We start from the raw sequence: 25,558 nt of genomic DNA on the forward strand, positions 1-25,558 counted from the left end.
ATGGCTGGACTCAGTTCTGGACAAGAGGCATCAGCTGGCCTGCGGTAAGTGCCGCGAGATCCCGTGGCGCCAGTTCAATTTCCAGGCCACGCCGTCCCGCGCTGACGCAGATTGTGGCGAAGGCTGTCGCGGATTCGTCGATAAAGGTTCGCAGACGCTTTCTCTGGCCCAGGGGGCTGACGCCGCCCAGTACATAGCCGGTGGCGCGCTCCACCGCTGACTGCTCCGCCATGGCGGCTTTTTTGGCCCCCGCTGCCCGGGCTACCAGTTTCATGCTGACCATGTCACTCACCGGAACCACCGCCACCACAAGTTCCCCCGAAGCAAGCCTGACAACCAGGGTCTTGAACACTCTTGCCGGCTCGATATCAAGCTTCTCAGCCGCCTCCGTGCCCCAGGATGCGGCAGCAGGGTCATGCTGATATTCGTGAACTGTGTGGCTGATTCCGGCCTTTCTGGCCATCCTGATTCCGGGCGTCATACTAGTCTCCTTCATCCTGAGTCGGATTTCATACTGGGAGCTCAGGCCGGCCTGAAGCGCATCTGATTATAGAGCAGGGCAAGAGCGTAAAGCTTCTTGACGAAGAATCCCGGAGCTGTTGAAGTCAGGGTATGTCCGTCAGGGCTGAGCAGGACGGACGCCACAGGAACCAGAACGACGCAAGGAGGACTTATGAAACGTCATGCAAGTGCTCACTGGGAAGGTAGCCTGAAGGATGGCAAGGGTACGGTGTCCACGGAAAGTGGTGTGCTCTCAAAACAGCAGTACTCCTTCAAGACGCGCTTTGAGGATGGCAAGGGAACCAACCCGGAGGAGCTCCTGGGAGCAGCCCACGCCGGCTGTTTTTCCATGGCCCTGTCAATGATTCTCGGCGAATCGGACTTCGAAGCGGAAAGCATCGATACGAAGGCCAGTGTTGAACTCACGGAAGTAGAGGGCAATTTCGAGATATCCGCCATCCACTTTGATGTTCGTGCAAAGGTTCCGGGTGCTGATGAAGTCGCACTGCTGGAGGCGGCCAACACTGCCAAGATGAACTGCCCGGTGTCCAGGGCCCTGAAAACCGACATTACCATGGATATTCATCTGGACAATGGCTGAATTCGCGGCGTTGGGCCGGGGTCGGCGCCGGGAAAGGCCGACCACTGCAATTGGGAATCCGGATATCAGGGCACTGTCCGGATATCCGGACATCCGCTGCGGAAACGCCCGAATAACCGGGCCGGCGCCTGCATTCTCCCCGCCCATCACTTGACTCTACCTCCCAACTGTCCGGATTCGCGGACGCCTGGAGCGCTCTGGAGTCTTAAAAAAAACCCTAATAAACTGATTTTATTATGAAAATTAAATTGGCATAGAAACCGCTAGGGTTCTGAGGGGATCCGCCCGCGGCCGTCATGCCAGGGACCGGATCCACGCCAAACAATAACAAAGAAACAAAGGAGTGCTGTATGACGATCAGAGCCGCTCTCGTGCTTCCACCAGGGGTTTTTTCTGCCGTCCCCCCTTTCTGCGACCGCCCTGAATTTACCTTCGGGCAAGCTCCCCATTTTTTTCAAAACCAGCAACTCCGGATGCCGGGCTGAGGCCTTTCGGTGCCGCCGGCCAGCACAACTTCTGATTGCTGAGGTGATAGTGGGTTCACTCAGAGCTCGCCCCGGTCTACGAGCCGGGGCTTTTTTATCGTATGCTCCTGAACATGGAAGGCCACGACAATGAAATACTCATCTTCAGGCGGACTCCCGTTCATGGCACAACCCTTTATTCATAATAACAAGACCGGCCTTACCCGTGATCTCATTGAGGCAATGTTCCCGATGTTCGAGCAGGCCAGTGCCGGTGCTATTGCGGTGGACCGGGACTGCCGCATCATCTGGCTCAATCATACCTATGCCGCGCTGCTTGGAGTGGACAACCCCGAAGCGGTGATTGGCCAACCCATTCAGCCGGTGATTCCCAAGACCCGGATGCCCGAGGTGATTGCGACCGGCCGCCCGCTGCTACTGGACATCATGGAGTACGGAGACCAGCAGCTGGTTGTCACCAGGCTGCCCTACTTCGACGATGCCGGCCAGGTGATTGGCGCCGTGGCCTTTGTGCTCTACGACGACCTGCAGCCCCTGACGCCTCTGGTCAGCAAATACCGCCGCCTGCATCAGGACCTGGTGGCGGCCCGCAAAGCGCTGGCCTGCAAGACCCGCAGTACCCGTTACAGCCTGGGCGATTTCGTTGGTGCAACACCCGCTGCCCTGGAGGTGAAGCGCCGGGCCAGGCTGGCCGCCGGGCGTGACATGCCAGTGCTGATACTGGGTGAGACAGGTACCGGAAAAGAGGTGCTAGCCCAGGCGATTCATTCGGTTTCCCCGCGTTCAGACAAGCCCTTCGTGGGTGTCAATCTGGCGGCGGTGCCTGAAAATCTGCTTGAGGCTGAGTTCTTCGGGGTAGCCCCCGGGGCCTATACCGGTGCTGACAAGCGGACCCGGGAAGGCAAGTTCCAGCTGGCCAATGGCGGCACCCTGTTCCTGGATGAAGTGGGCGACATGCCGCTGACTCTCCAGGCCAAGCTGTTACGGGCCCTTCAGGAGGGCGAGGTCGAGCCGCTGGGCTCCAACAGGGTCCAGAGCGTTAACGTTCGGGTAATCGCCGCCACCAGTCGCAATCTTGAAACCATGATGGCGGATGGCAGTTTTCGTTCCGATCTTTATTACCGTCTCAATGTACTGGAGATCGGGATTCCGCCGTTACGGGAACGTCTGCCGGATCTGGGCATTCTCTGCGAGGCGATTCTGGAGGATATCTGCCAGGGCCTGGATATGCGGGGCGAAATTACCGATACAGGTGTCGCAGCTCTGAGCAGTTATGACTGGCCGGGCAACATCCGGGAATTGCGCAATGTGCTGGAGCGGGCGCTCACCATGGATGAAGAGTCCGGTACCCTGGATGCTGATGCGATTTTCAGGGTTCTGCCACGACAGGGCTCCGGTTCGAGGCGGGTTGAAAGGTGCGGGGCTGGGCGCCCGCTGGCCGAAGTGCTGGCCGCCGCCGAGGCAGAAGCTATCGAGTCGGCACTGGTCGCCTGCCGCGGAAACCGTTCCCGGGCGGCCCAGCAACTGGGCATTTCCCGTTCGGCTCTGTATGAGAAGCTGGCAAAACTGTCCTGATCGCCGGACGAATGTCCTGAATTTCGGACATATTTTGGCTTTGCTTTTTAGAATTGTCTGGAAATCCGGACACGTCATTGGACAACGATTTTTTAAAAAATCTCAACATTCTGATATTAAAGCTTTTTTATTTTGCGGCATGGAATCTGCAATGTTCGCTTTGCACGACGCTAAAGGTCTGGCAGATTGCACAATCCTGTCAGAACCTTGGTGAAAACCGGATGGGTCTGACCAGACACGCAACTGGCAGACAGAAGACAAAAACAACAAGGAATGACACATGTCACTAAAACAGTCGATCTCCAGAATATCCTGCGGCATGACTGCCGCCGCGCTGATCACCGGCGCTACCATGGCCACTAACGTGACCGCGGCCGAAAAGATCCGCTGGCAGGTTCCGCTGGCCTTCCCTTCACACCTGATTGGTCTGACCACGCCCGTCAAATACCTGTCGGAAACCCTCAAGGATGTCTCTGGCGGAGATGTGCAGCTGCGTTACTATGAGCCGGGCGAACTGATTCCCGCGTTTGAGATCATGGATGCAGTCAGCACCGGAAAATACCCCGCAGGTTATACCTGGGTAGGCTATGACCAGGGCACCATTCCCTCCCTTCCGCTGTATTCCGGCGCTCCTTTTAACATGGAGCCGCCGGCCTATCTCGCCTGGTATTACGAGGGGGAGGGCAAGCAGCTGCTGCAGGAAATCTACGACGAGCGCAACATTCACCCCATGCTGTGCAGCGTGATCGGGCCTGAGGGCGCAGGCTGGTTTGCCAAGCCGATCGAAGGCCTGGACGACTTCGATGGTCTGCGAATCCGATTTGCCGGCATTGGCGGCAAGGTTCTGGAAAAACTGGGCGCTTCGGTGACCATGTTGCCGGCGGGCGAGCTCTACCAGGCGCTTGAGCGCGGCACCATTGATGCCACCGAGTTCTCACAGCCGGCCATCGACAAGATGCTGGGTCTTGACCAGATCATCAAGAACTACATCATGCCCGGCTGGCACCAGACTTTGACCACCTCCCACCTGCTGGTGAACAAGGATGTGTGGAACAAGCTTCAGCCCCAGAGCCGTGCCCTGATCGAAATGGGCTGTGAGGCTGCCACCATGAAGGGCTTTGCCCAGAGTGAGTACGCCCAGCCAACCGCCCTGCGGGAATACGAGGAGGAAGGCGTGAACGCCCAGACTCTGCCTGAGCCGGTACTGCGTGAACTGCAGACCGTCACCAATGAGGTGCTGGACGAGATTGCCGCCGAGGACCCGATGTTCAAGCGGGTACTCACCAGCCAGCGTGATTTCATGGAACATCACTCCATCTGGCACAGCAAGGGCTACCTGCCACGGGACTTCTACCAGTACGACTGAGGTACCAGTGCGACTGGTGACCGCTGGATAATCGTTCGGGGCGCCGGCAGCGCTGGCTGCCCCGACTTTCCAACATACTGGTAATTCCGAGGTTTCCGTGACTTCCCGGCAAAATCCCCCTGAATCCGCAGTACCCCATGGCGCCCCACCGGATGGACTGCCCCAGAACCGGCTGTCCTGGTGGCTTGACCACTTGATCGTTGGCATAGGCAAAGCCGCATCCTGGCTCTGGCTGGCCGTGCTCGCGGTGGTGCTGGCCAACGTCTTCAGCCGATTTGTGATGGCGGAAGGATCCATCGCCCTGGAGGAACTCTCCTGGCATCTTTTTGGTGCCGCCATGATGCTGACCCTCGCCTACGCCGTCGTGAGAGATGATCACGTACGAGTTGATGTGTTGCACGAAAAATTCTCGCCCAGGACAAAGGCGATGATTGATCTGCTGGGCATAGTGTTTCTGGCGCTGCCCATCATCTACCTGATGGTTGACTCTCTCATTTCCTATACCTGGACGGCTTACATCTACGATGAGAGGTCTCAGGCTCCCAGCGGCCTGCCCCACCGGTTTATTTTCAAGGGTGTGCTTGCCCTCGCCATGACCCTGGTCATGATCGCCCTGTTTTCCCGGGCTCTGCGCTGCAGCACGCTGCTATTCCGGTTTCCCCGCCCCCTGCCAACCCGGGGTGATGGCAAGGGTGATCGCAATGACGATCGCCCTGCTCCCTGAGTGAGAGATTAGTATTATGGGTCTGGAAGAAATTCTCGTTATCGCCATGTTTGCAAGCTTCATGGGGCTGCTACTGCTGGGTTTTCCAGTCGCCTGGTCGCTGGCCGGCGTGGGCCTTGTATTTGCCGTCGTTGGTCACGTACTTGTCGAATACTTTGATGCCGACCTCTGGTTTACCTGGCAGGGCACCATCGGCGTTCTGGACGCCCGGCTATATGGTGTCGTAGCCAACGAACTGATGGTGGCGCTGCCTCTGTTCATTTTCATGGGCATCATGCTGGACCGGTCCGGTATTGCTGAAAAGCTGATGCACAGCCTGGTGAAGGTGCTGGGTCCCCTGCGGGGTGGCTACGCTGTCACCGTGGTTATTGTGGGTATCCTGCTGGCCGCTTCCACCGGTATCGTGGGCGCTTCGGTGGTCCTGCTGGGCATGCTGTCCCTCGGGCCGATGATGCAGGCCGGTTACAACAAGTCGCTGGCTGTTGGCACGGCCTGCTCGGTCGGCACCCTGGGGATTCTGGTGCCCCCCAGCATCATGCTGGTGCTGATGTCCGATCGGCTGGGAACGTCTGCCGCATCTGTCGGCAAGCTCTTCATGGGCGCCCTGATACCAGGTGTCATGCTCGGGGTCATGTACATTCTCTATATAGTAATCGCATCCTGGATCAAAAAGGATCTGGCTCCGGCCCCCAAAGACCGGGAGCCCATGACCATCCGGGTATGGGGCGAGGTGCTGCTGGCGGTAGTGCCCCCCATGACGCTGATAGTCGCGGTGCTGGGTTCCATTTTCTTCGGTATCGCCACTACCACGGAAGCCTCGGCCGTAGGCGCCGTTGGTGCTCTTCTGATGGCTTTGCTGAGCCGGCGGCTGGATGCGGGCGTGCTGAAAGATGCGCTTTACCAGACCAGCCGGACCACGGCGTTCATTTTCGGTATCTTTATCGGCGCGACTGTCTTTGCCGCGGTCCTCAGGGGGTTGGGCGGCGACGACGTCATCCGGGCGGCCATTACCGGTCTGCCTTTTGGTACGACCGGCGTGCTGATAACCATTCTGTTTGTCACCTTCCTGCTGGGTTTCTTCCTGGACTGGGTGGAAATCACCCTGATTGTTCTGCCGCTGGTGGCACCGGTGATATTTGCCATGGGTGTGGAGCCTGTCTGGTTCGCCATCATGTTTGCCATGTGCCTGCAGACTTCGTTCCTGACGCCGCCGGTTGGGTTCGCGCTGTTTTACATCAAGGGGGTCTGCCCGCCGGGCATTACTACCCGGCATATCTATCTGGGCGTGATTCCGTTCATTGCGATTCAGCTTCTGGGGCTGGGCCTGGTGTTCTGGTTCGAATCCATTGCCACCTGGTTGCCAAATGAAGTTTACGGGGGGCCATGACCGGCAGTCAGCAGGAGGCCGGCAACCATTAAACAGTCACCAGTGGCCCTTTCAACAGTTATCAGGAGAACCCAGTCATGCGTCTCAACAATCGTATTGCCTTGATTACAGGCGCCGCCCGGGGCATAGGCCGGGCCATCGCGGAGCATTATGCCAGGGAGGGTGCCAGGGTTGCGGTCGCTGACCTGAATCTGGACGCCGCCGAAGAAGTGGTGCAGGAAATCAAAAGGCAGGGTGGCGAAGCCATGGCGCTGGCGATGGATGTCACCAGTGAGCGGGCCGTAAACGACGGATTTGCCGCCGTGGTCAGCCAGTGGGGCGGCCTGGACATCGCCGTGGCCAATGCCGGCATCCAGCATATCGATCCCATTGACAGACTGGCCTATGAAGACTGGTTCCGGGTCATTGATGTGCATCTCAACGGAGCGTTTCTGGTGACCCGCGCCGCTTTGCAGCAGATGTACGGAAATGGCGGCGGCGCCATGATTTTCATGGGATCAGTGCATTCCATGGAGGCCTCGCCCCTGAAGTCCCCCTACGTGGCCGCCAAACATGGCCTTCTCGGGCTCTGCCGGTCGGTGGCAAAAGAAGGGGCCGCTCAGGGGGTGAGAAGCAACATCATCTGCCCCGGTTTTGTGCGAACGCCGCTGGTGGACAAGCAGATTCCCGAACAGTCGAAGGCCCTGGGAATTTCCGAAGAGGCCGTGATCCGTGATGTCATGTTGAAGCATACTGTGGACGGCGAGTTTACAACCCTGGAGGATGTTTCCGAGATAGCGGTGCATCTGGCCGCCTTCCCCTCCGCCGCCATGACCGGCCAGTCCATCGTCGTCAGCCACGGCTGGCATATGCAATGATAGGCACAGGGACACTTGCCAAGCCAACAGGAGCACTTGATGAGTAATGAAAACCAGGCGCCGGTGGTATGGCGCCCTGACACTGAGATGCTTGAAAACAGCCACATGGGCCGTTACCGGCGCTGGCTGGAAAGCAGCGGCCACGGCCTCTTCGCGGATTATCACGCGCTCCACCAGTGGTCCGTACGGGAACTGGACACTTTCTGGCAGACAGTCTGGGATTATTGCGGACTGCATTGTGAGACTCCGGCGAGGCAGGTGCTGGGCAAGCGCTCAATGCCCGGGGCCGAATGGTTTCCCGGCATGCGTCTGAATTTTGCGGCCAACCTTCTGCGTACGGCGACGGGTGAAGGGGCAGACCGGGAGGCGGTGGTAGCTCACTGCGAAACCCGGCCGGTGCTGCGCCGGACCTACGGCGAACTGCTGGCCGATGTGGGGGCACTGGAGGCTTTCCTCAGAGCAAAAGGCATAGCTTCGGGAGACCGGGTCGCAGGCGTTGTTACCAACGGCTATGAGGCCCTGGTGGGTATGCTGGCAGCCACAAGTATGGGGGCCGTCTGGAGTTCGGCATCGCCGGACTTTGGCATTGGCGCGATTCTCGACCGTTTCAGCCAGATTGAGCCAGCAGCGCTGGTTCTGGTTAACGGCTACGGCTACGGCGGCAAGGTCTTTGATCGCCGCGGCGATTTTGGTGAGCTGATTGGAGGGCTGAAGAGTCTGCGCTGCGTGGTGAGTATCCAGCAGCTTCCGGATACGGCCCCGGTCAGCGGCAAACTGGTCACCGCCTGGGAGGATGCTCTGGCCGCCGGTGCCGGTGAGAAGCCATCGTTCACGCCGCTGCCGCCCGAGCAGCCGGTCTATATCCTGTATTCCTCCGGCACCACCGGCAAACCCAAATGCATAGTTCATGGCGCTGCGGGGCTGTTGGTCAATCATGCCAAGGAGCTGATGCTTCATGGTGATGTGGGGCCTGGCGACCGCTTTCTCTATTTCACCACCTGTGGCTGGATGATGTGGAACTGGCAGGCTTCGGCCCTGCTCACCGGTGCAACCCTGGTGACAGTAGATGGCTCCCCCGGTTATCCCGACCTGAACAGTCTCTGGCAGACAGTGGCTGACGAGAGAGTTACCCACTTTGGCACCAGTGCACGCTTTCTGGCCGGCTGCCGCAAGGCGGAGCTTACGCCGGAGAAAACCTTTGATCTGGGGTCTCTGAGAGTTCTTTTCTCCACCGGTTCTCCGTTGCTGCCGGAGGATTATGACTGGGTCTACAGTGAGGGTGCCCCGGACGCACTGCTCGGCTCCATCGCCGGAGGCACGGATATCTGTGGCTGTTTTGTGGGCTGCACGCCTCTGCTGCCGGTCCGCCGCGGTGAGATCCAGTGCCGTCTGCTGGGCGTCGATGCGGTGGCTTATGATGAGCAGGGGCATCCTGTAGACGGTGGCCGGGGAGAACTGGTCTGCCGGCAGCCCCTGCCGTCCATGCCTGTGTGTTTCTGGGATGACCCGGATGGTAGCCGCTACCATGCCGCCTATTTTGAGACTTATCCCGATGTCTGGGCCCACGGCGATTTTGTCCGCTTCACCGAGCATGGTGGCGCGGTGATCTATGGCCGCTCTGATGCCACGCTGAACCCCGGCGGCGTGCGTATAGGCACAGCAGAAATCTACCGTCAGGTGGAAACCGAGCCGGCGGTTCGCGACAGCCTCGTGGTGGGCCGCCAGGTGGAAGGAGATGTGGAAGTGGTGTTGCTGGTGGTGCCTGCACAAGGCACTGAGCTGGGGGATGATCTTGTGAAACGGCTGAAAACGCGCATCCGGGAAGGCGCCAGCCCGAGGCATGTGCCCCGCCATATCCTTGCGGTGCCCGACATTCCGTACACCCGCAGTGGCAAGAAGGTGGAACTGGCGGTGGCGCGCCTGATCAACGGGGCCGCCCGAGCGGACAATCGCGATGCCCTGGCGAATCCGGAAGCTCTCGACGCCATCCGGGACCGGCTGGCTGAGGAGAAGCTCCTTCCCGGCTAAAGCCGACCGCCTCCTGTACCCAGTCTGGAAGTCGCCGCAAGGGCGGCTTCCAGCGGTCAGGGGCATGCCGCCAACCAGAGTCTTTGCGCAGGCAAAGAACCGTGTTTAGACTAAAATCGTACTCAGAAAGGCGCAAAAACTGGTATCTTTGTAAGTTCCCAACAAGTTCGCACTCTGTCTTTGCTTCACTCTGGTGTTCAAAAGACGCCGGATTCAGCCCTGACCGTCCTGAACTAACACAATTTTCTGAGGACGAAAATGACCACATCAAAACCCCGGATCATCTATACCCTCACTGACGAGGCACCTGCGCTCGCAACCCGTTCATTACTGCCGATTCTGCAGACCTTTGTGGCTCCTGCAGGCATTGAGGTTGAGACCAGTGACATTTCCCTCGCCGCGCGGATTCTCGCAGCATTCCCCGAGTTTCTCAAAGAGGAGCAGCGGGTTCCCGATTCGCTGCGCGAGTTGGGTGAGCTTACCCAGCGTCCCGAAACCAACATCATCAAACTGCCCAATATCAGCGCCTCCATTCCGCAGCTGCGAGCCGCCATCCGCGAACTCCAGGGCAAGGGCTACGCCGTTCCCGACTATGTCGAGAATCCGGCGAACGAGGACGAAAAAGACATCAGGGCCCGTTACTCAAAAATTCTGGGCAGCGCCGTCAACCCGGTGCTGAGGGAAGGAAACTCGGACCGCCGGGCCCCGCCGGCAGTCAAGGCGTACGCCCGCAAGTATCCCCACAGCATGGGAGCCTGGAGCCCGGCCTCCCGCACCCACGTGGCCCACATGCACGGGGGTGACTTTTACTCCAGCGAAAAGTCCCTGACCCTGGACAAGGCGACCACTGTCCATATCGACTTCACCGACAAAAATGGCAAAACCACAGTCCTGAAGCCGGAGCTGAAGCTGGAAAAGGGTGAAGTGCTGGATGGCATGTTCATGAGCTGCAAGGCCCTGCGCAGTTTCTTCGAGCACGAGCTCGAGGATGCAAAGGAAACCGGCGTCATGTTCTCCCTGCACGTCAAGGCGACCATGATGAAGATATCCCATCCCATCGTGTTTGGGCATGCGGTGACCATCTTCTACAGCGACCTTTTCGAGAAGCACGGCGAGCTGTTCAAAGAGCTGGGTGTGAACCCGAACAATGGCCTGAGCAGCGTGATCGACCGCATCAAGAGCCTGCCGGAATCCAAGCGCGAAGAGATCATGGAAGACCTGCACGCCTGCTACGCCAAGCGTCCGGAACTGGCCATGGTGGATTCGGTCAAGGGCATTACGAATCTGCATGTGCCCAGCGATGTCATCGTGGACGCCTCCATGCCGGCTATGATCCGCAGCTCCGGTCAGATGTGGGGTCCGGATGGCAAGCTCAAAGATACCAAAGCGGTCATGCCGGAGAGCACCTACGCCACCATCTACCAGGAAGTGATCAACTTCTGCAAGACTCATGGTGCCTTTGATCCCACCACCATGGGTACAGTGGCCAATGTGGGGCTGATGGCCCAGAAGGCCGAAGAATACGGCTCCCACGACAAGACCTTTGAAATGCCCGCTGACGGCACAGTGACCGTCGTGGACGAAGACGGTAACGTGCTGATCGAGCATCAGGTGGAAAAGGGCGATATCTGGCGTGCATGCCAGACCAAGGACGGCCCGATTCACGACTGGGTCAAGCTGGCGGTCAGGCGTGCCCGGTCCTCCGGAATGCCAGCGGTGTTCTGGCTGGATGATGAGCGTGCCCACGACGCCGAGCTGATCAAAAAGGTGGAAACCTACCTTGGCGAACTGGATACCTCGGACGTCAATATCCAGATCAAGTCTCCGGTGCGGGCCATTCGCTGGACCATGGAGCGTCTGATACGTGGTCTGGATACCATTTCCGTTACCGGCAACGTGTTGCGGGACTACCTTACCGACCTCTTCCCGATTCTGGAGCTGGGAACCAGCGCCAAGATGCTGTCCATCGTGCCGCTTATGGCGGGCGGCGGCCTGTTTGAAACAGGGGCTGGCGGCTCTGCACCCAAGCACGTGCAGCAGCTTCTGGAAGAGAACCATCTGAGGTGGGATTCTCTCGGTGAATTCCTTGCCATAGCGGTATCCCTGGAGGATCTGGCCGAGAAAAACAGCATTCCCAAGGCGGCCATCCTGGGTAAAACCCTGGATCTGGCCACCGGTCGCATGCTGGAGGAAAACAAGGCGCCTTCCCGCAAGACCGGCGAACTGGACAACAGGGGCAGCCATTTCTGGCTGGCCATGTACTGGGCCGACGAGCTGACAAAGCAGACGGAAGACAAAGAACTTCAGGAGTGGTTCAGACCGCTGTCGAAGTTCTTCAATGAGAACCGGGACAAAATCCTGGAAGAAATGAGTGTTATCCAGGGACAGCCCGCCGATATCGGCGGGTATTATTACCCATCCCCCACCAAGGCGGATGCCATCATGCAGCCAAGCGAAACCCTGAACCGTGGGCTGGCTGAGGCCCGCACCAGGGCCTGAAGCATGGCTCCCTCCGGGGGCTCTGTACCTGATCAAGGCCCGGTCCAGGCTTGTCCTGGCCGGGCTTTTTTGTGGCTAATGAATCCGGCCCCGCCGGCATGGGAAAAGTGACATGGTCTATATCACTGCTGCAGCTCTGGCTGGAGCCCTGGTTCTGTTTACCTGGCTGGGTCTTCGGGCACGCCTGGCGGACGGCGGCCTCGATGATTTTGTTACCGCCCGGAACTCCCAGGGCGCCCGGGCCCTGGGGCTCTCTTTTCTTGCTTCGGGCATGGGCGGCTGGATACTCTTCGCGCCGCCGGAAGTAGGCGCGCTGGTAGGCCCGGTCGCACTTGCAGGCTATGCCGTAGGTGCGGCGCTGCCCTTCGTCGTCTTCGCGTTCTGCGGCCCAGCGATCCGCCGGGCCCTGCCGGCAGGGCGCAGCATTGGCGAATTCGCCCAGGCCTGTTATGGCACAGGTGTCAGACGCTGGGTCGGATTCATTTCCGTGCTCTATATGCTGTGTTTCCTGACAGCAGAGCTGACCGCCATAGGTGCCATCACCAGTCTTCTGTCGGGACTGGATGGCAGTATTGCCATACTGGGGGTGGCGCTGGCCACTCTCACCTATACCGCCTGGGGTGGCCTCCGGGCCAGTCTGGTGACCGATCGCTGGCAGGCCCTCCTGCTGGTTGCCCTGCTTCTCGTGGTCGGAGTTGTTGGCGTGCAGCAGCTGCCAGCCATGCCCGTCGAAACAGCTCTTCCTGCCGTGCCTGTCGGTAGCGCGCTGGCGGTTGCCCTGACTCTGGTCATCGCGGTCACCGCGGCGAACCTGTTCCACCAGGGCTACTGGCAACGGGTGTGGTCCGCCCGTGACGGATTGGTGCTTGGCCAGGGTGCGCTGCTCGGAGGCCTGGTCACCGTTCTGGTGGTGGCACTGGTCGGTGGTCTGGGAATCATCGCGGCAATGAGCGGCACTGACCTGGGGTCACCCCCGATCCCCTTCTTCGCTCTTCTCAGTGGCGCCCCGCCCTGGCTTTCGGTACTGGCACTGGTGCTGGCGCTCACCCTGGTGGCCTCCTCCGTAGATACTCTGCAGAATGCCCTGGCATCGCTGGCGGTTACCGAAAAAGCGGGTCTGTCCCTGACCTCCGCCCGCTGGATCACGGTGGTTCTCATGATTCCGGTGGTGCTCATTGCCCTGCAGGGGTATTCGGTATTACGGCTGTTTCTGATCGCGGATCTGCTGTGTGCCACCGCGGTAGTCCCCGTCCTGATGGGGCTGTGGCCCCGGATGACGACGACCGCCGCTGTGGCTGGTGCGCTGGCGGGGCTTGCGGGTGCGATATTGCCCGGCTGGATGGCGGGCGCCGGACCGCTGGATGGCATAGTGACAGCCAGCTTCCCAGGTGGCATTCCGACACTCGGCCCCTTCCTCGGGGCCTTGCTGGCCTCAACGGTGACAAGTCTGTCTGTTGCCCTGGTTTTCCCGGCGGCGAAACAGCGGGTTTGACGTCGACGTCCATGGTTTCCGTGACTATGGTGGAGACTGTGATGGCGACTATGATGGAGAGTAACCTGCAATCAAGTCCTGCCAGCTCTCAGGGATACTGCGATGAGCCGCTCTAACAACGGGAAACCGCCTCTGCAACGCACATTGTGGGTGGTCTTCATTTACCTGCTGATAGGGGGCGCCTGGATTTCTCTTTCGGATGCCCTTCTGGCGCGCTGGATCTCAGATCCGGAGCTGCTGACCCGGGCCCAGACCTGGAAGGGCTGGGGATTCATCCTGGCCACAGGTCTGGCGCTGTTTGGCACACTGTACCGACAGTTCAGCCGCGACCGGGAAATGATGAGGCGAGGGGAGGAACAGACGACAAGAATCCACGATCTGAGCCAGTTTCGTGAAGGTGTCATCGACAATGCCAATGTATGGATCAACGTGCTGGACTCCTCCGGCTGCGTGGTGCTCTGGAACAAGGCCGCGGAAAGAATTAGCGGCTACAGCCGTGACGAAGTGGTTGGGCGGGAGGATGTCTGGCAGTGGCTTTATCCGGATCCGGCCTACCGGGAAGAAATCCGGAAGGCCGCGGAGGAAGTGCTGTCAGAAGGCAGAGTGCTGGAAGCATTTGAAACCTGGATAATCACCAGAGCGGGCCAGGAGCGTCTTATTGAATGGAGCTCAAGACGGCTTTTTGATGATGAGGGACGTCTGGTCGGGTCCATTGCCATCGGCTCAGACGTGACCAGGCGCAGGCAGGCCGAGCGGGCCCTGAAAAGACGTGAGCAGCAGCTGGCTACCCTCATGGATAACCTTCCAGGCATGGCGTACCGGTGTCTCTACGACCAGCACTGGACCATGAAGTTCGTGTCCAGTGGCTGCTATGAGCTGACCGGCTTTACCCCTGGGGAATTGGTGGACAACCGGGACGTTGCGTTTGCGGAGCTGATCCACTCAGATGACCCTGAAGGCCTGCTGCGCTCCGTGGAGGAGGCCATAGGTTCGGCTGAGACCTTCTCCATTGAGTATCAGCTTATTCGCAAGGACGGTGAGCGGATATGGGTCTGGGAGCGCGGCCGCGCCTCTGATGCTCATTCAGGGCTGACCCTCGAAGGGATCATCCTGGATATCACCGACCGCAAAATGCTGGAGCAGGAACTGGCAAAGCTGGCCACCCGGGATGCCCTGACTGGCCTTTACAACCGGCGGGAAACCAGCCGGATCCTGCAGGAGGAAATAGACCGCGCCAGCCGCTATGATCATTTCCTTGCCATACTCTGGATCGACCTGGATCACTTCAAGTCAGTCAACGACAGATACGGTCATTCGGTCGGTGACAGGATACTCCGGGCGCTCTGTGAACGGCTGTCCTGCAGTATCCGCAACGTCGATACCATGGGGCGTTACGGGGGTGAAGAATTCATGATCCTGCTACCGGAAATGAGCAGTCAGGATGCCATGGACACGGCCGAGCGGCTCCGCAAGCTGATCGCAGACGAGCCTGTCGTGGCCAGTGACAGCCTGAGTCTGGACCTGACCATCAGCATAGGTGTGGCGGTTTTTCCGGAGCATGGTAGACGAGCGGACACTCTCTGCAGGGCGGCCGACCGCGCCATGTACCGGGCCAAGGCGCGGGGCCGCAATCAGGTCTGTCTGGCTTCGGGCCAGCCCGCAGGGGAGAGTCCGTAGAACCGCTCCAGACATTCGTAAAGTGCCGGCTCGGCATCCCTGAGTCTGACTGGTGTGAGGAAGAAAGCCTCGGTGACCACCGCAAAAAACTCGGCGGGGCTGGTCGCCCCGTAGCGATCGATCACTCCCTGTTCATGCCGGCCCCGGCCATTGTGTCCTTCAGCCTGCAGGCGCTCCCAGGCATCGCTGAACACTTCCTCCCAGTGGGCGGCGACAGCTCCTGAACCCAGAGGAGGCGCTCCATCGGCGTCACCATCAAGTTGATCCAGTTGGTGGGCGAATTCGTGAAGCAGGACGTTGCTTGTGGTTTCCGGGTCCGCTGCCTCCCGGGCCAACTGATCCCAACCCAGAATCACCCGGCCAGTGTCCCAGGATTCCCCAAGCCGGTCCTCCCGGGAAACTCCCGCGATGCTCCCATCCTGCCATTCAACCGCTGACCGGTAGGCCCCGGGATAGACGAGTATCGCCTGCAGCCGCCGGTAATAGTCGACAGACAGGCCGGTGACAAGAAGGCCGGCATGGGCGGCAATCAGGACTTTCCTGGCTTCGGTCACCTCAAGGTCGGCACAGCCATAAAAATTGACTTCGTCCAGGATGAGCAGGGTATTCTGATGCAGACGCCGTCTGACATCCGGGGGCAGGCGGCGGTAAAGTGCCATGTCCCGGCTCAGTTGCTGCCGCCAGACGGCCGGAAACTCCCTGGCTCTTATACGCTTGCGGCGCAACCGGGGGTGAATGAAAAGCCCGTAAAAAGCGCCCAGGACAATAGCGACAAGGGCAAGCCCATAGCCCGTCATGAAAATGAGTCTCCGATGATGCAGTTGAGGTTGCTGACGCAGGGAGGTCGGCTGGCGGCCAATGTAACACGGAGTTCCATCTATAATGATGAACGCATCTTTAACCGTCTCCGGAACAACAAACAAAATCCAATCAAGGTGTAACTGATGAAACGACTTGTCCGCCGGGCCCTCCACACCTGTGTCGTCCCTGACAATCTGGAGGCGGTGACCTTCACGGATGCCGCAGGGGAAAACCCGGCAGCCGCCGGCGTCAGCCAGGACACAGTGGATGCAATCTGGGGCAGCGTAAAAAGCCTGTATCGCACCGGCACCCATCCCGGCATTCAGCTCTCGGTCCGTCACCGGGGCGTGCAGGTCATGCACCGGGCCCTGGGTCATGCGAGCGGCAATGGGCCCCACGACCGGCCGGATGCAGTCAAGGTCCCAATGACAACGGACACGCCGATCTGCTATTTCTCCGCGTCCAAGGCAGTAACCGCTCTGCTCATACACATACTGGCGGAGCAGGGCCTGATCAACCTGCTGGATCCGGTTTCCTACTATTGCCCGGAATTCGCCCAGGGCGGCAAACGCACCATCAATATCCACCAGATACTGTCTCATCGGGGTGGAATTCCGGCAATTCCGAAAGAAACGCCAATTGATGTGCTCTGGGACAGGGACGAGGTATGGCGGCTACTGTGCGAGGCACAGCCGGTGGAGGTTGACGGTTCCAGAGTAGCCTATCATGCCATCACCGGCGGTTATGTCCTGGAGCGAGTGCTTGAGAAGGTGACCGGTGAGAGCATTGAGGTGTTTCTGGATCGTCACATCCGCCAGCCCATGGGCATGCGCTGGTTCACCTACGGCATTGCGAGGGACCAGGTTTCCGAGCTGGCCACCAACTATGCCACTGGGCCCACCCCCAGATTCCCCATATCCTGGATCGTAAACCGGGCGCTGGGGGGCGACATCTATACCGTGGAGCAGGTGATCAATGACCCCCGGTTTCAGGAGGCAGTGATTCCGGCAGGTAACCTCTGTGGCACCGCCGAGGAAATGGGACGGTTCTTCCAGATGATGCTCAATGGCGGTGTCTGGGAAGGGCGCAGGATCTGCGATCCCATGACTGTACGGCGCGCAATCCAGCAGTATGGCTCTCTCCAGATCGACCGCACCATGATGATACCCATGCGCTTCAGCGCAGGGCTGATGCTGGGTGGTGACCCGGTCGGTCTCTGGGGGCAGCACAGCCGTCACGCCTTTGGTCACATCGGCCTGATCAACAAGTTGTGCTGGGCTGATGCCGCCAGGGACATTTCGGTGAGCCTCCTGAACACCGGCCTGCCGATATTCGGACATCAACTGCCGGCGCTGGGGAAGTTCGTTTATACGGTGAATCGGGAATTTCCCCTGATCCCTGAAAGGCACCGGCCACTGGCCATCATCTGATCAGACAGTATCGTCCATCTGGGCCTCAAGAATTCCGATAACGGATGAGAGGATATCCCTGAAGTCCGTCAGAGTCTGGGTGCGCTGGATGACATCCTCGCGATAGTCGTCCAGCCGTTCCAGCTTCGGCACGACCCGCCTGATTCCCTCGGTAATCACCTCGTAGGGATAATGGTGATCCATGACGCTGAGCTTGTTGAGCTCGGCGACCTCCTGGCTGAAGATGCTGATAATGTCGTAGATCATGTCCTTGTGGCTGATGCTGGCCGCCTCCCAGTAGGCGTCGTCCAGCAGTTCCAGCAGGGACAGGTATTCCCGGAGGGTGTCGGCAACTGAGGTAGGGGGCATGAACTGGCTACTCCGATGGCGGGGGATAATGATGAAGGGGTAATGTTCAGACTATAGCAGTGGATGGTTATGCCGGGGCTGGCCACTTGAATCTTTATAGTGTGAATTTAAGTTCATTATTATTGCGTTTTGTCAGACAGTCGTGCAAGATTCTCTGAGACGTGCGTTTCCGTCCAGCAGTGGGCGCCAGAGAACACCGGAGATCAGGATCGTCCCGGATCGGACCGCACCATGACTCAATGGATGAGAGATTTTATGGATAGCCCCCGGAACACCGCCATCAACATGGCCCGCCCCGTTCAGCTTGATCAGTACGACAGTGTCCGGGATCATGTCTGGCTGCGCCTCAACGACGAAGTCGTCCGCCTCGAACGTCGTCTGGAAACCCTGCGCGATACCCAGGCTCCCCACGCCAGCATCATTATTGCCACCTACGAGCGCATGATTGATCGGAAGAAAGGCTTCATGAAGCGCTGGGGTATGGGAAGCGGGCAGGGCTGAGCCTGACCGCTTTTATTCCGGTTACTTGCGGTCGGGCACGGCTTCCGCAGCATAACTTATTTCTTCACTACCTGATTCCTGGTTACCGCAATAGGCCATGTTTTTCATTTTGTCATCAGGGTCCGCTGTGGCTTCATCGTCAATCAGGGGGTCTTCGCTCTCCGATGTGAAAACGGTCACCCTCGCCATCTGGTAATCCAGCTCCACGCGGACGCAGTCTGGCATCTGGCCGCCAACCTCAATGGCATTGGTTTCGCTGATGAACAGGTTATCCCGCTTTTCGGAAATGAAATCCTGTGAAAGGGACATGCGGCCGATGGTGAGGGCGGTAAAGGAGGCTTCCACTATCTCCGGCTGGTTGTAACCGATAGCCTTAAACTCCTCACTGAACTGACTGCCCACAAGCAGGCTCTGAAGCTCTGGTGGCTCAGCAGTATCAGCACCTGCAGGCGGGCGGGCAGTATATTGGATAATGCGGGATACTGTGCCGGAAACGCCGTCGTCCTGAGCGGGGGCATAAGTCCAGGCAAGGGTCTCGTACCGCCATTCCCGGTCAGCAACTGCGGACTTCTCGTCGTTAACGGCTTCCTGGTCGACAAAGCGGATGCTGGCATCGTTGGAGCGGGTGTTGAAGGTTCCGGCGACCTCCTTGTCTATACGATCGCTTATGAACCGCCTTCCGTCCCTGAAATTGTCTACCTGGTTGGAGGCTATTACCTGGGCCATCAAATCGAACGGATTCCGTACCGACTTATAGGCGCGCCCGTCCTCAACGGGGGTGCTGCCGATGAAAATGCCAATGTGGTCGCGAAGGGCGTGGGCCCATGCCCGGGCGTCCGTATTGTCCGCTGACGCAGGTTCAATGCCGCGATAGAAATCCCGGAACAGGCTTTCTTCCAGATCTTCCTGTCTGTCGATGGTAAACGTGGAAAATACCAGGTTCACACTGGATGCGGGGTTATTAGCGCTGTCTGAATCGTCCGGGCCGCAGCCAGCGAGCAACAGTGCCGTCAGAAGTGGAACGGGCAGAATGTGACGGTGTTTCATTTCAGGGTTCCCCGGGATGCGGCGATCGCGTTTTGAGGCTAAAGTGAGGAAGCTGGGAGCAGATACCCCTGTTCCGGTTCCGGGCTGACAGATTCCGGATCAACTCTGGCCCGACAGCTGGGACAATAGACAAAAACGAAGGTTCCGTCCCGCGTGGAGATCACATTTTGCAGCAACAGGTAACGTCCGCCAGCCTGGCCTGGCTGGTTGCCCTGCTTCTTCTGGCTTTTTCCGGTTCTGGTGCAGCTGCTGCCAGCGCAAATGCATGCGGAGAGGAAGGCGTCAGAGTGACGGACCATAAAGGGGTCTATGACCTGGCCTCCTGCCTATGGTACCTGGAAGACCCGGAGCATTCCCTGACTCTGCAGGATGTGCGTGGGGATTCTCATCTGTTTACCCGTCACCAGGGTGGAATGCTCAACTTTGGCTATACCGATTCGGCCTACTGGGCCCGTTTTGAGCTTCGCCTGGCCTCCGGGGCGACCGGTGGGGAGTGGATACTTGAACTGGCGCTTCCCCTTGTTGATGAGGTTGAGCTGTACGCCATACGGAACGGTGAACTGGTGCAGGAGAGCCGGACCGGCTACGAAGACCCCTGGTCCGAACGGGATCTGGCCCTGCCCAATCCCAGTTTCAAGCTGCGCCTTGTGCCGGATACCACCACTACCGTCTATCTCCGGGTAAGCACGCTGAACACCTTCCGCCTGCCGCTCACGCTGTGGAAGCCCGACAGTTATATTGAAAACGTTTCCGTGGAGGAGGCGGTCAGGGGTGTTCTTCTGGGCAGCCTGCTCGCCATACTGGCCTACAACCTGTTTGTGGCAGTGTCTGTGCGGGAGCGCAGCAACATCTATTACGTGCTGTACCTGGTGTCGGCGGCGGTGTTCATCATGACAGAGCAGGTTCATGGCATTCAGCTACTGGATGAGCGGCCGGCGTTTCTGGACAAGGAGTACCTGCACTACCAGATCATGATGACCTGGTTCTGGGGGCTGTTGATGGCCCGCGCCCTGCTTGAAACCAGGGAAAAGTCTCCGGACCTTGATCAGGTCCTCCGGCTCTGTCTGGCGGGGGTGGTGGTCTCCTTTGTGCTCAGCCTGTTCATGCCGTATCACATAGCCATGGAATGGATCGTGATCGCTTCCATCGTGCTCTGTATCACCATGATCGTGGTGAGCTATCTGTCCTGGCGCTATTACAACCCCGCGGCCAGGGCCTATTTTTTTGCCTGGACGGCCGCGTTGACGGGGTTCGTGATCTACGCCTTTACGGTGATGGGCTACCTGCCCCTGAACACCTTTACCGCCTACTCACCCCAGACCGGCCTGACAGCACAGATCATTCTCTTTTCCTTCGCCCTCGCCGACCGGATCAAGCTGGTACAGGCCGAGTCACTGGACTGGAGCAAGCGGGCCCTGGCCAACCTGAGGCGATATCAGTCCCTCTTTGATAACGCCATTGAAGGCGTTTTTCAGATGTCTCTGGAGCGTCGCTTCATTACCGCAAATCCTGCCATGGCGGATCTGCTCGGGTATGACAGCAATCGGGAGCTGATCAGCCAGAATCTGGACGTTCTGGACACCTGTTTCGTCGACCCCAACATGCGCCGTTGGGTGGTCGAGCAGCTTGAACAGAGAGGCACGCTCAAAGGGGTGGAGGCGAGGTACGTCAGCCGGCGGGGTGATGAACGCTGGGCCACCATATCCCTGCACACGGTTTACGACAGTGAGGGAGAGCCCCTGCATCTGGAGGGCACCTGCATTGACGCCACCGAGCGGCATCAGCGCCAGCGCATCGAAAAAGAGCGGGAGCAGGAACGCATGGAGCGGGATCTGGCCAGAAACTCCGCGGCGGCCAAAAGCCAGTTCCTGGCCAACATGAGCCATGAAATCCGCACGCCTCTGACCGCCATCATCGGCTACGGCGAGACCCTGCTGGACCCGGAGCTGACCCGCGAGGAAAAGCGCAGCAGCGCCGAAACCGTGGTGCGCAGCGGTCGGCATCTGCTGGATCTGGTCAACGACATTCTCGACCACTCGAAGATTGACGCCAACAGGCTCGATGTGGACATAGTGTCGGTCAATCTTCCGGAGCTGCTGGATGAAATCCGCGCCTTCTTTCAGCCCAGGGCCCGGGAAAAAGGCCTGGAGTTCAGCATTGTCTGTGAATTTCCGCTGCCAGAGCAGATCCAGACCGACCCTACCCGGCTCCGCCAGATCATTATCAATCTCTGCGGAAATGCTCTCAAATTCACGGAAAAAGGTTCGATTTCCCTGATGATCCGCTGTGAGCGGCAAACGGAGCAGCTGGTAGCTCGGGTGGTGGACACTGGCATTGGTATGGAGCCGGCGCAGCTCAGCCGGCTGTTCGACCCCTTTGCCCAGGGCAGCGCCGCTATCGCCCGCCAGTACGGCGGCACAGGCCTGGGGCTGAGTATCTCCCGGCGGCTCACCGAGCTGCTGGGTGGCCGAATTTCAGTTCATAGCACCCTGGGTGAAGGCAGCGAGTTTGAAATTTCCATCGCGACGGGCAGTCTGGAAGGGGTCCGCTTTCTGCGAGACGCGTCAGAAATGACCCGGCGTCAGCGGCATTTACCCCTGGTGAAGGCGCCCCGGCTGCAGGGGCGGATCCTCTGTGCCGAGGACAGCGAGGTTAACCGACACCTGGTCTCCCTGCTGGTGAGCCGTACCGGCGCAGAGATGGTTCACGTAAGTAATGGCGAGGAGGTTCTGGAAGCACTGCGGCGGGAACACTTCGATCTCATCCTGATGGACATACAGATGCCGGTAATGAATGGCCGCGATGCCACCGCCGCCCTGCGCGAAGCCGGCATTGGCACCCCGGTTGTCGCACTTACGGCCAATGTCATGTCCGAAGACATTGACGACTATCGTCTTGCGGGCTGTACCGATCATCTGGCCAAACCCATCGACAGACAGAAATTCCATGAGGTTCTCGGCCGTTACCTCCAGGCGGCAGATAGCGAAGAGCTGTCGGAACGGATAGTTTATGACGGCGCGGTGCTGTTGGCTGACAGTGATGACGACAGCCGGCAACGGACCGGTGAGATGCTGAGCCGCCTGGGGCTGGAGGTGAAATCTGTTACCTCCGGCGACGAGGCAGTGCGGGCAGCCCTCGCCAGTTCGTTCCGGCTGGTATTCCTGGACTTTCAGTTGCCCGGAATGGCTGGCGCAGCCGCTACCCGCCTGTTGCGTCAGGCGGGTTTTCAGCGGCCGTTGATCGGACTTGCGTCCGGGAGCAGGAGTGAGATTGACGAACTGACGGAAGCCGGCTGCACCGACGTTCTCATGAAGCCGGTGGAGGAGGATCAGCTGGTTGGGCTTCTGAGCCGGAACCCTCTGACTTCGGCCCAGGCCAGGGAGGAGGTGCTTGAATCAAGGGGTATCGAGCGCCTGGTTGAGCAGTTCCTGGACGGCCTCGCAGGCCGGCGGGGGCGGATGGCGGCGGCTCTCGCCCGTCGGGATGCAATGGCACTTCATGCCGATGTGCACCAGATAAAGGGCACAGCCGGGGCCATGGGGCATCCGGGGATGACGGAGCAGGCTGGTCGTGTGGACCAGTACCTGAGGACCTCCATCACGGACTGGGTTGCTGTCCGACGGGAGCTGGAGCAGCTCAACCAGATCATGGGTCAGGCGCTTGCGTCGAGGACCGACCAACGTACCAGTTGAACAGGAAAAATCGCACCATGAGTGGAAACTCCAGACACAGTGAAAGCCAATCACTAAGCACCATATACGGCACCTACGCAGACGTACTGTTCGTGCTGTTTCCGTTTCTGGTGATTTTCATGCAGAGGCTGTGGGATGGCCAGCTGGCAGACGTCCTTTTACGGCCGGACCTGAGTATCGCTGCGGCGATCCTGGCCGGTCTGGCGATCGGGAAATTCGTGCTGGGGCTGGTCAGCGACCGGGACTTGGGCCAGTTCAGGGAGCGTATCGTCTTTTTTATCGCGCTTACGCTCTTTGTCGTGCTTGGGCCTTCCATCATTCTCATTCTGAGCATTCTGGGGGACAGGGAGGTCCCGGGTTTCGTGGCATTTGTCCAGCCGGTACTGCTTGTTGTTTCAATTTCACTCTACACGACAGCCATCACTATCAGTAACATACTGACCCGCGCCAGTGACGAGCCGGAGGGCGGTCCGGAGAGAGAGGAGAATCAGACTCAGTCAGCCCGCCACGAACCGCTGGTCATCCCACGACGTTCAACCAATGGCGAAGCCAGCTAGCGTGCCGACGGTTAATTCGGGCGCTGTAATAATGGTCAGTGAAGGACCAAATGGTTCGATTAAGGGGACAGATCATGGATAATCTCAGAGTACTGGTAGTGGAAGACGAGCCAGTCATGCGGGAACTGCTCAGGGACATGCTGTATCAGGCGGGCGCCACCCGAATCACGGAAGCGGCTGATGCTGCTGAAGCCCGTGCGCGTTATGAATCAGGGGATTTCCACATCGTCATGCTGGATCTCGGCCTGCCGGACGGAGACGGACACGAGCTGATGACTGCATTCAAGAATACCAGGCCCCGGCAGCATGTAGTCCTGGTGACTGCGGATGACTCCATTGAGAGTATTCAGAAAGCCATAAGTGCCGGAGCCAATGGTTACGTGGTCAAGCCCTATTCGCAGGAAAAAATCCACGATGTGGTCAACAATTACATGATGGTGCATGGCTCGGATGCAGACATGATGAAGGGCCTGAACCGGCATCATTGAAGGGGTTCAGGCCATGGGCCGGAAAAAGTGGCAGGTCAGGCGACCTGACGCGCAATCCAGGAGTTGTAGCGGGTTGCCAGGGCCCGCACGTACCTTGCCTCGGGGCCATCAAGATTGGTAAGCACCCCCTTGAATATCCAGCCCCGTTCGTAGAGCCCGAGCACCCGGGGCTCATCTTCAAGATTGACCCGCTGATTCAGTTTCTGGCAGATCGCGTCCAGTAAAGGCAGTTTCTCCGGGCGTTTGATGGGAGCCTGGCTCTTTCCCGGCACCGCAGGACGCCCGCCCTGACGCAGACGCTGCGGGGAGGGCTGATTGGCAGCCCGTGCGCGATGATCCGGTTTTCTCTTTGTGCTCATGGTTTGCTCCTCACTGTGCTGTGGCAACGCAAAATGTGCTGCGGCGATGCAAATAAAAACCCCGGGACTCGGGAAGCGCCGGGGTTTGTCATGAGAAGCTCACCCGGTCGCTCTGGGCTCCCGGGTAATGGCCGAAAGCCGTTAGTTATTCATTATCAGAACACTCACAAGCCGCACGCTCGCACGGATCTTCATGGCGTGACCTGCTGTCTGTTTAAACGGCTTTGGCATAGGTTCAGGTTCCAGATAATAAAGTGCCAGTGGTTCTGGCCGGCAGCTGACGTCCGGTCATTTTTCGGGGACGCCTGCTATCTGTCAGTGTATCGATTGCCACCTGCTTTGCAAAGCGGTTGCAGAGGCGGCGTGAATGCGATTAATACTATTCGGCAAACCCTTACATACGGCCATCGAATCCCGGGGGATACTGTATTGGTCACGTGTTTTATGTTGTGCAATTCTCGGCGTACTGCCATGGCAGACACCTTGTGGGGATTTCTCCTTTTTATGGCGTAGCCGGATTCGGTTACGCTTTTTTTTGCCCGTAATTCCCCTGCTGGCGAAAACCATCACGCCCGCCAGCTCCGTCTTCGGTGAAGAGTCAGGGCGCCGGCTGTGAGGGGACAGGCAGCTCTGTGATCTGGTGCCAGGTTTTCTGCAGGATCAGGGCATCGTTTGCGGCCCTGTGGATGGGAAGCCCCAGCTCTGCAATTACCTGCTGACGAATGGCCGGCCAGAGCTGAACCTGGGGCGAGGTCAGCAGCATGGATACGGATTCCAGCTGGAAGCTGGGCAGGCAATTGGCGGCGCGGAACAGCCGATGCAGCCAGAAGCTGTCAAAGGTCCATGCATCGCAGAACACCATTCCGGACAATAGCCGGTTCAGCTCGGCGGCAACCTCCTGCAGCTCCATGCCTTGCTGCTCCAGGGTGGCGCGGCTGATGCCATGCACCTGTTCCGCACTTTCCGACCAGTCCCGCCAGAGTACGTGGGGACGGATCAGCCAGCTGTGCAGGTCTCCATCCGGCATGCAGACACCGACTTCAATGGGGTAGCTGGCAATCAGGTCAAGGCTCGATGCCTCGAAGTCCAGAAAAGCTGGGCTGTTCAGGGCTGTCATACAGTCAGTTTTTATTGGTCAGAAAT

The 25,558-nt window shown here is 59.0% G+C and carries 21 protein-coding genes; 15 read left to right on the forward strand and 6 right to left on the reverse strand.

Annotation, left to right across the window (positions count from 1 at the left end; all coding sequences use genetic code 11):
- Nucleotides 1-10 precede the first annotated feature (10 nt).
- Nucleotides 11-481, reverse strand: a complete 471-nt coding sequence (gene ybaK / locus LG327_RS04585; RefSeq protein WP_404366407.1) for a Cys-tRNA(Pro) deacylase — start codon at nucleotides 479-481, stop codon at nucleotides 11-13.
- A gap of 192 nt (nucleotides 482-673) precedes the next feature.
- Between ybaK and LG327_RS04590 the strand changes: the two genes are divergently transcribed.
- The 10 genes from LG327_RS04590 (at nucleotide 674) to LG327_RS04635 (ending at nucleotide 15,192) form a co-directional block, all read left to right on the forward strand.
- On the forward strand, nucleotides 674-1,102 hold the full coding sequence (locus LG327_RS04590) for an OsmC family protein (RefSeq protein ID WP_404366410.1): 429 nt from the start codon (nucleotides 674-676) through the stop codon (nucleotides 1,100-1,102).
- Between the two features lie 647 nt (nucleotides 1,103-1,749).
- A complete protein-coding gene (locus LG327_RS04595; protein ID WP_404366413.1) occupies nucleotides 1,750-3,162 on the forward strand; it encodes a sigma-54 interaction domain-containing protein in 1,413 nt (470 codons plus the stop codon).
- A gap of 280 nt (nucleotides 3,163-3,442) precedes the next feature.
- Entirely contained in the window at nucleotides 3,443-4,528 is a 1,086-nt protein-coding gene (locus LG327_RS04600; protein WP_404366415.1) for a TRAP transporter substrate-binding protein, read from the forward strand.
- A gap of 97 nt (nucleotides 4,529-4,625) precedes the next feature.
- Nucleotides 4,626-5,252, forward strand: a complete 627-nt coding sequence (locus LG327_RS04605) for a TRAP transporter small permease subunit (RefSeq protein WP_404366418.1) — start codon at nucleotides 4,626-4,628, stop codon at nucleotides 5,250-5,252.
- A 16-nt stretch (nucleotides 5,253-5,268) separates the two neighbouring features.
- A complete protein-coding gene (locus LG327_RS04610) occupies nucleotides 5,269-6,639 on the forward strand; it encodes a TRAP transporter large permease subunit (protein ID WP_404366421.1) in 1,371 nt (456 codons plus the stop codon).
- 77 nt (nucleotides 6,640-6,716) lie between these two features.
- Nucleotides 6,717-7,496, forward strand: coding sequence for a 3-hydroxybutyrate dehydrogenase (locus LG327_RS04615; RefSeq protein ID WP_404366424.1), 780 nt, complete (start codon nucleotides 6,717-6,719; stop codon nucleotides 7,494-7,496).
- Between the two features lie 39 nt (nucleotides 7,497-7,535).
- Nucleotides 7,536-9,524, forward strand: a complete 1,989-nt coding sequence (locus LG327_RS04620; protein WP_404366427.1) for an acetoacetate--CoA ligase — start codon at nucleotides 7,536-7,538, stop codon at nucleotides 9,522-9,524.
- A gap of 258 nt (nucleotides 9,525-9,782) precedes the next feature.
- Nucleotides 9,783-12,023, forward strand: a complete 2,241-nt coding sequence (locus LG327_RS04625; protein ID WP_404366430.1) for an NADP-dependent isocitrate dehydrogenase — start codon at nucleotides 9,783-9,785, stop codon at nucleotides 12,021-12,023.
- 112 nt (nucleotides 12,024-12,135) lie between these two features.
- A complete protein-coding gene (locus LG327_RS04630; protein ID WP_404366433.1) occupies nucleotides 12,136-13,515 on the forward strand; it encodes a sodium:solute symporter in 1,380 nt (459 codons plus the stop codon).
- A gap of 102 nt (nucleotides 13,516-13,617) precedes the next feature.
- Nucleotides 13,618-15,192, forward strand: a complete 1,575-nt coding sequence (locus LG327_RS04635) for a diguanylate cyclase (RefSeq protein ID WP_404366436.1) — start codon at nucleotides 13,618-13,620, stop codon at nucleotides 15,190-15,192.
- On the opposite strand, the gene LG327_RS04640 is transcribed toward LG327_RS04635, so the two are convergent.
- Nucleotides 15,147-15,989, reverse strand: a complete 843-nt coding sequence (locus LG327_RS04640; protein WP_404366439.1) for a zinc-dependent peptidase — start codon at nucleotides 15,987-15,989, stop codon at nucleotides 15,147-15,149. The two genes, LG327_RS04635 and LG327_RS04640, sit on opposite strands and share 46 nt — an antisense overlap.
- A gap of 147 nt (nucleotides 15,990-16,136) precedes the next feature.
- On the opposite strand from LG327_RS04640, the gene LG327_RS04645 reads away from it, so the two are divergent.
- On the forward strand, nucleotides 16,137-17,423 hold the full coding sequence (locus LG327_RS04645) for a serine hydrolase domain-containing protein (protein WP_404366441.1): 1,287 nt from the start codon (nucleotides 16,137-16,139) through the stop codon (nucleotides 17,421-17,423).
- Here the strand turns inward: LG327_RS04645 and LG327_RS04650 are convergent, their stop codons facing one another.
- A complete protein-coding gene (locus LG327_RS04650) occupies nucleotides 17,424-17,771 on the reverse strand; it encodes a hypothetical protein (protein ID WP_404366444.1) in 348 nt (115 codons plus the stop codon). It lies immediately after the preceding gene.
- 255 nt (nucleotides 17,772-18,026) lie between these two features.
- Here LG327_RS04650 and LG327_RS04655 point away from each other — a divergent pair, with 255 nt between their 5' ends.
- Nucleotides 18,027-18,272 (forward strand): hypothetical protein, encoded by a 246-nt coding sequence (locus LG327_RS04655; protein WP_404366447.1) that lies wholly within the window; start codon nucleotides 18,027-18,029, stop codon nucleotides 18,270-18,272.
- A 21-nt stretch (nucleotides 18,273-18,293) separates the two neighbouring features.
- Here the strand turns inward: LG327_RS04655 and LG327_RS04660 are convergent, their stop codons facing one another.
- The gene (locus LG327_RS04660; RefSeq protein ID WP_404366450.1) at nucleotides 18,294-19,319 is read right to left on the reverse strand and encodes a hypothetical protein; all 1,026 of its coding nucleotides are present in this window, start codon (nucleotides 19,317-19,319) and stop codon (nucleotides 18,294-18,296) included.
- A 167-nt stretch (nucleotides 19,320-19,486) separates the two neighbouring features.
- On the opposite strand from LG327_RS04660, the gene LG327_RS04665 reads away from it, so the two are divergent.
- The 3 genes from LG327_RS04665 to LG327_RS04675 all read left to right on the forward strand — a co-directional run bounded on the left by LG327_RS04665 (nucleotide 19,487) and on the right by LG327_RS04675 (nucleotide 24,056).
- Nucleotides 19,487-23,011 carry a 7TM diverse intracellular signaling domain-containing protein gene (locus LG327_RS04665; RefSeq protein ID WP_404366452.1) on the forward strand — a complete coding sequence of 1,175 codons (3,525 nt, stop codon included), beginning with the start codon at nucleotides 19,487-19,489 and terminating at the stop codon, nucleotides 23,009-23,011.
- Between the two features lie 17 nt (nucleotides 23,012-23,028).
- Nucleotides 23,029-23,568: a hypothetical protein gene (locus LG327_RS04670; RefSeq protein ID WP_404366455.1), complete on the forward strand. Its 540-nt coding sequence runs from the start codon at nucleotides 23,029-23,031 to the stop codon at nucleotides 23,566-23,568.
- 74 nt (nucleotides 23,569-23,642) lie between these two features.
- Entirely contained in the window at nucleotides 23,643-24,056 is a 414-nt protein-coding gene (locus tag LG327_RS04675) for a response regulator (protein WP_404366457.1), read from the forward strand.
- A gap of 35 nt (nucleotides 24,057-24,091) precedes the next feature.
- On the opposite strand, the gene LG327_RS04680 is transcribed toward LG327_RS04675, so the two are convergent.
- Together LG327_RS04680 and LG327_RS04685 are read right to left on the reverse strand one after the other, a co-directional pair.
- On the reverse strand, nucleotides 24,092-24,415 hold the full coding sequence (locus tag LG327_RS04680) for a hypothetical protein (protein WP_404366459.1): 324 nt from the start codon (nucleotides 24,413-24,415) through the stop codon (nucleotides 24,092-24,094).
- A 598-nt stretch (nucleotides 24,416-25,013) separates the two neighbouring features.
- On the reverse strand, nucleotides 25,014-25,532 hold the full coding sequence (locus LG327_RS04685; protein WP_404366462.1) for a hypothetical protein: 519 nt from the start codon (nucleotides 25,530-25,532) through the stop codon (nucleotides 25,014-25,016).
- Nucleotides 25,533-25,558 lie beyond the last annotated feature (26 nt).

It is taken from the genome of Marinobacter sp., from assembly GCF_044799475.1.
In the GTDB taxonomy this organism is placed as follows: Bacteria; Pseudomonadota; Gammaproteobacteria; order Pseudomonadales; family Oleiphilaceae; genus Marinobacter.

Excerpts from the sequence above, each read along its gene's own strand:
- ybaK (WP_404366407.1), bottom strand. The coding sequence starts at position 481 with ATGACGCCCGGAATCAGGATGGCCAGAAAGGCCGGAATCAGCCACACA.
- LG327_RS04590 (WP_404366410.1), top strand. The coding sequence starts at position 674 with ATGAAACGTCATGCAAGTGCTCACTGGGAAGGTAGCCTGAAGGATGGC.
- LG327_RS04595 (WP_404366413.1), top strand. The coding sequence starts at position 1,750 with ATGGCACAACCCTTTATTCATAATAACAAGACCGGCCTTACCCGTGAT.
- LG327_RS04600 (WP_404366415.1), top strand. The coding sequence starts at position 3,443 with ATGTCACTAAAACAGTCGATCTCCAGAATATCCTGCGGCATGACTGCC.
- LG327_RS04610 (WP_404366421.1), top strand. The coding sequence starts at position 5,269 with ATGGGTCTGGAAGAAATTCTCGTTATCGCCATGTTTGCAAGCTTCATG.
- LG327_RS04615 (WP_404366424.1), top strand. The coding sequence starts at position 6,717 with ATGCGTCTCAACAATCGTATTGCCTTGATTACAGGCGCCGCCCGGGGC.
- LG327_RS04620 (WP_404366427.1), top strand. The coding sequence starts at position 7,536 with ATGAGTAATGAAAACCAGGCGCCGGTGGTATGGCGCCCTGACACTGAG.
- LG327_RS04625 (WP_404366430.1), top strand. The coding sequence starts at position 9,783 with ATGACCACATCAAAACCCCGGATCATCTATACCCTCACTGACGAGGCA.
- LG327_RS04630 (WP_404366433.1), top strand. The coding sequence starts at position 12,136 with ATGGTCTATATCACTGCTGCAGCTCTGGCTGGAGCCCTGGTTCTGTTT.
- LG327_RS04635 (WP_404366436.1), top strand. The coding sequence starts at position 13,618 with ATGAGCCGCTCTAACAACGGGAAACCGCCTCTGCAACGCACATTGTGG.
- LG327_RS04640 (WP_404366439.1), bottom strand. The coding sequence starts at position 15,989 with ATGACGGGCTATGGGCTTGCCCTTGTCGCTATTGTCCTGGGCGCTTTT.
- LG327_RS04645 (WP_404366441.1), top strand. The coding sequence starts at position 16,137 with ATGAAACGACTTGTCCGCCGGGCCCTCCACACCTGTGTCGTCCCTGAC.
- LG327_RS04650 (WP_404366444.1), bottom strand. The coding sequence starts at position 17,771 with ATGCCCCCTACCTCAGTTGCCGACACCCTCCGGGAATACCTGTCCCTG.
- LG327_RS04655 (WP_404366447.1), top strand. The coding sequence starts at position 18,027 with ATGGATAGCCCCCGGAACACCGCCATCAACATGGCCCGCCCCGTTCAG.
- LG327_RS04660 (WP_404366450.1), bottom strand. The coding sequence starts at position 19,319 with ATGAAACACCGTCACATTCTGCCCGTTCCACTTCTGACGGCACTGTTG.
- LG327_RS04670 (WP_404366455.1), top strand. The coding sequence starts at position 23,029 with ATGAGTGGAAACTCCAGACACAGTGAAAGCCAATCACTAAGCACCATA.
- LG327_RS04675 (WP_404366457.1), top strand. The coding sequence starts at position 23,643 with ATGGATAATCTCAGAGTACTGGTAGTGGAAGACGAGCCAGTCATGCGG.
- LG327_RS04680 (WP_404366459.1), bottom strand. The coding sequence starts at position 24,415 with ATGAGCACAAAGAGAAAACCGGATCATCGCGCACGGGCTGCCAATCAG.
- LG327_RS04685 (WP_404366462.1), bottom strand. The coding sequence starts at position 25,532 with ATGACAGCCCTGAACAGCCCAGCTTTTCTGGACTTCGAGGCATCGAGC.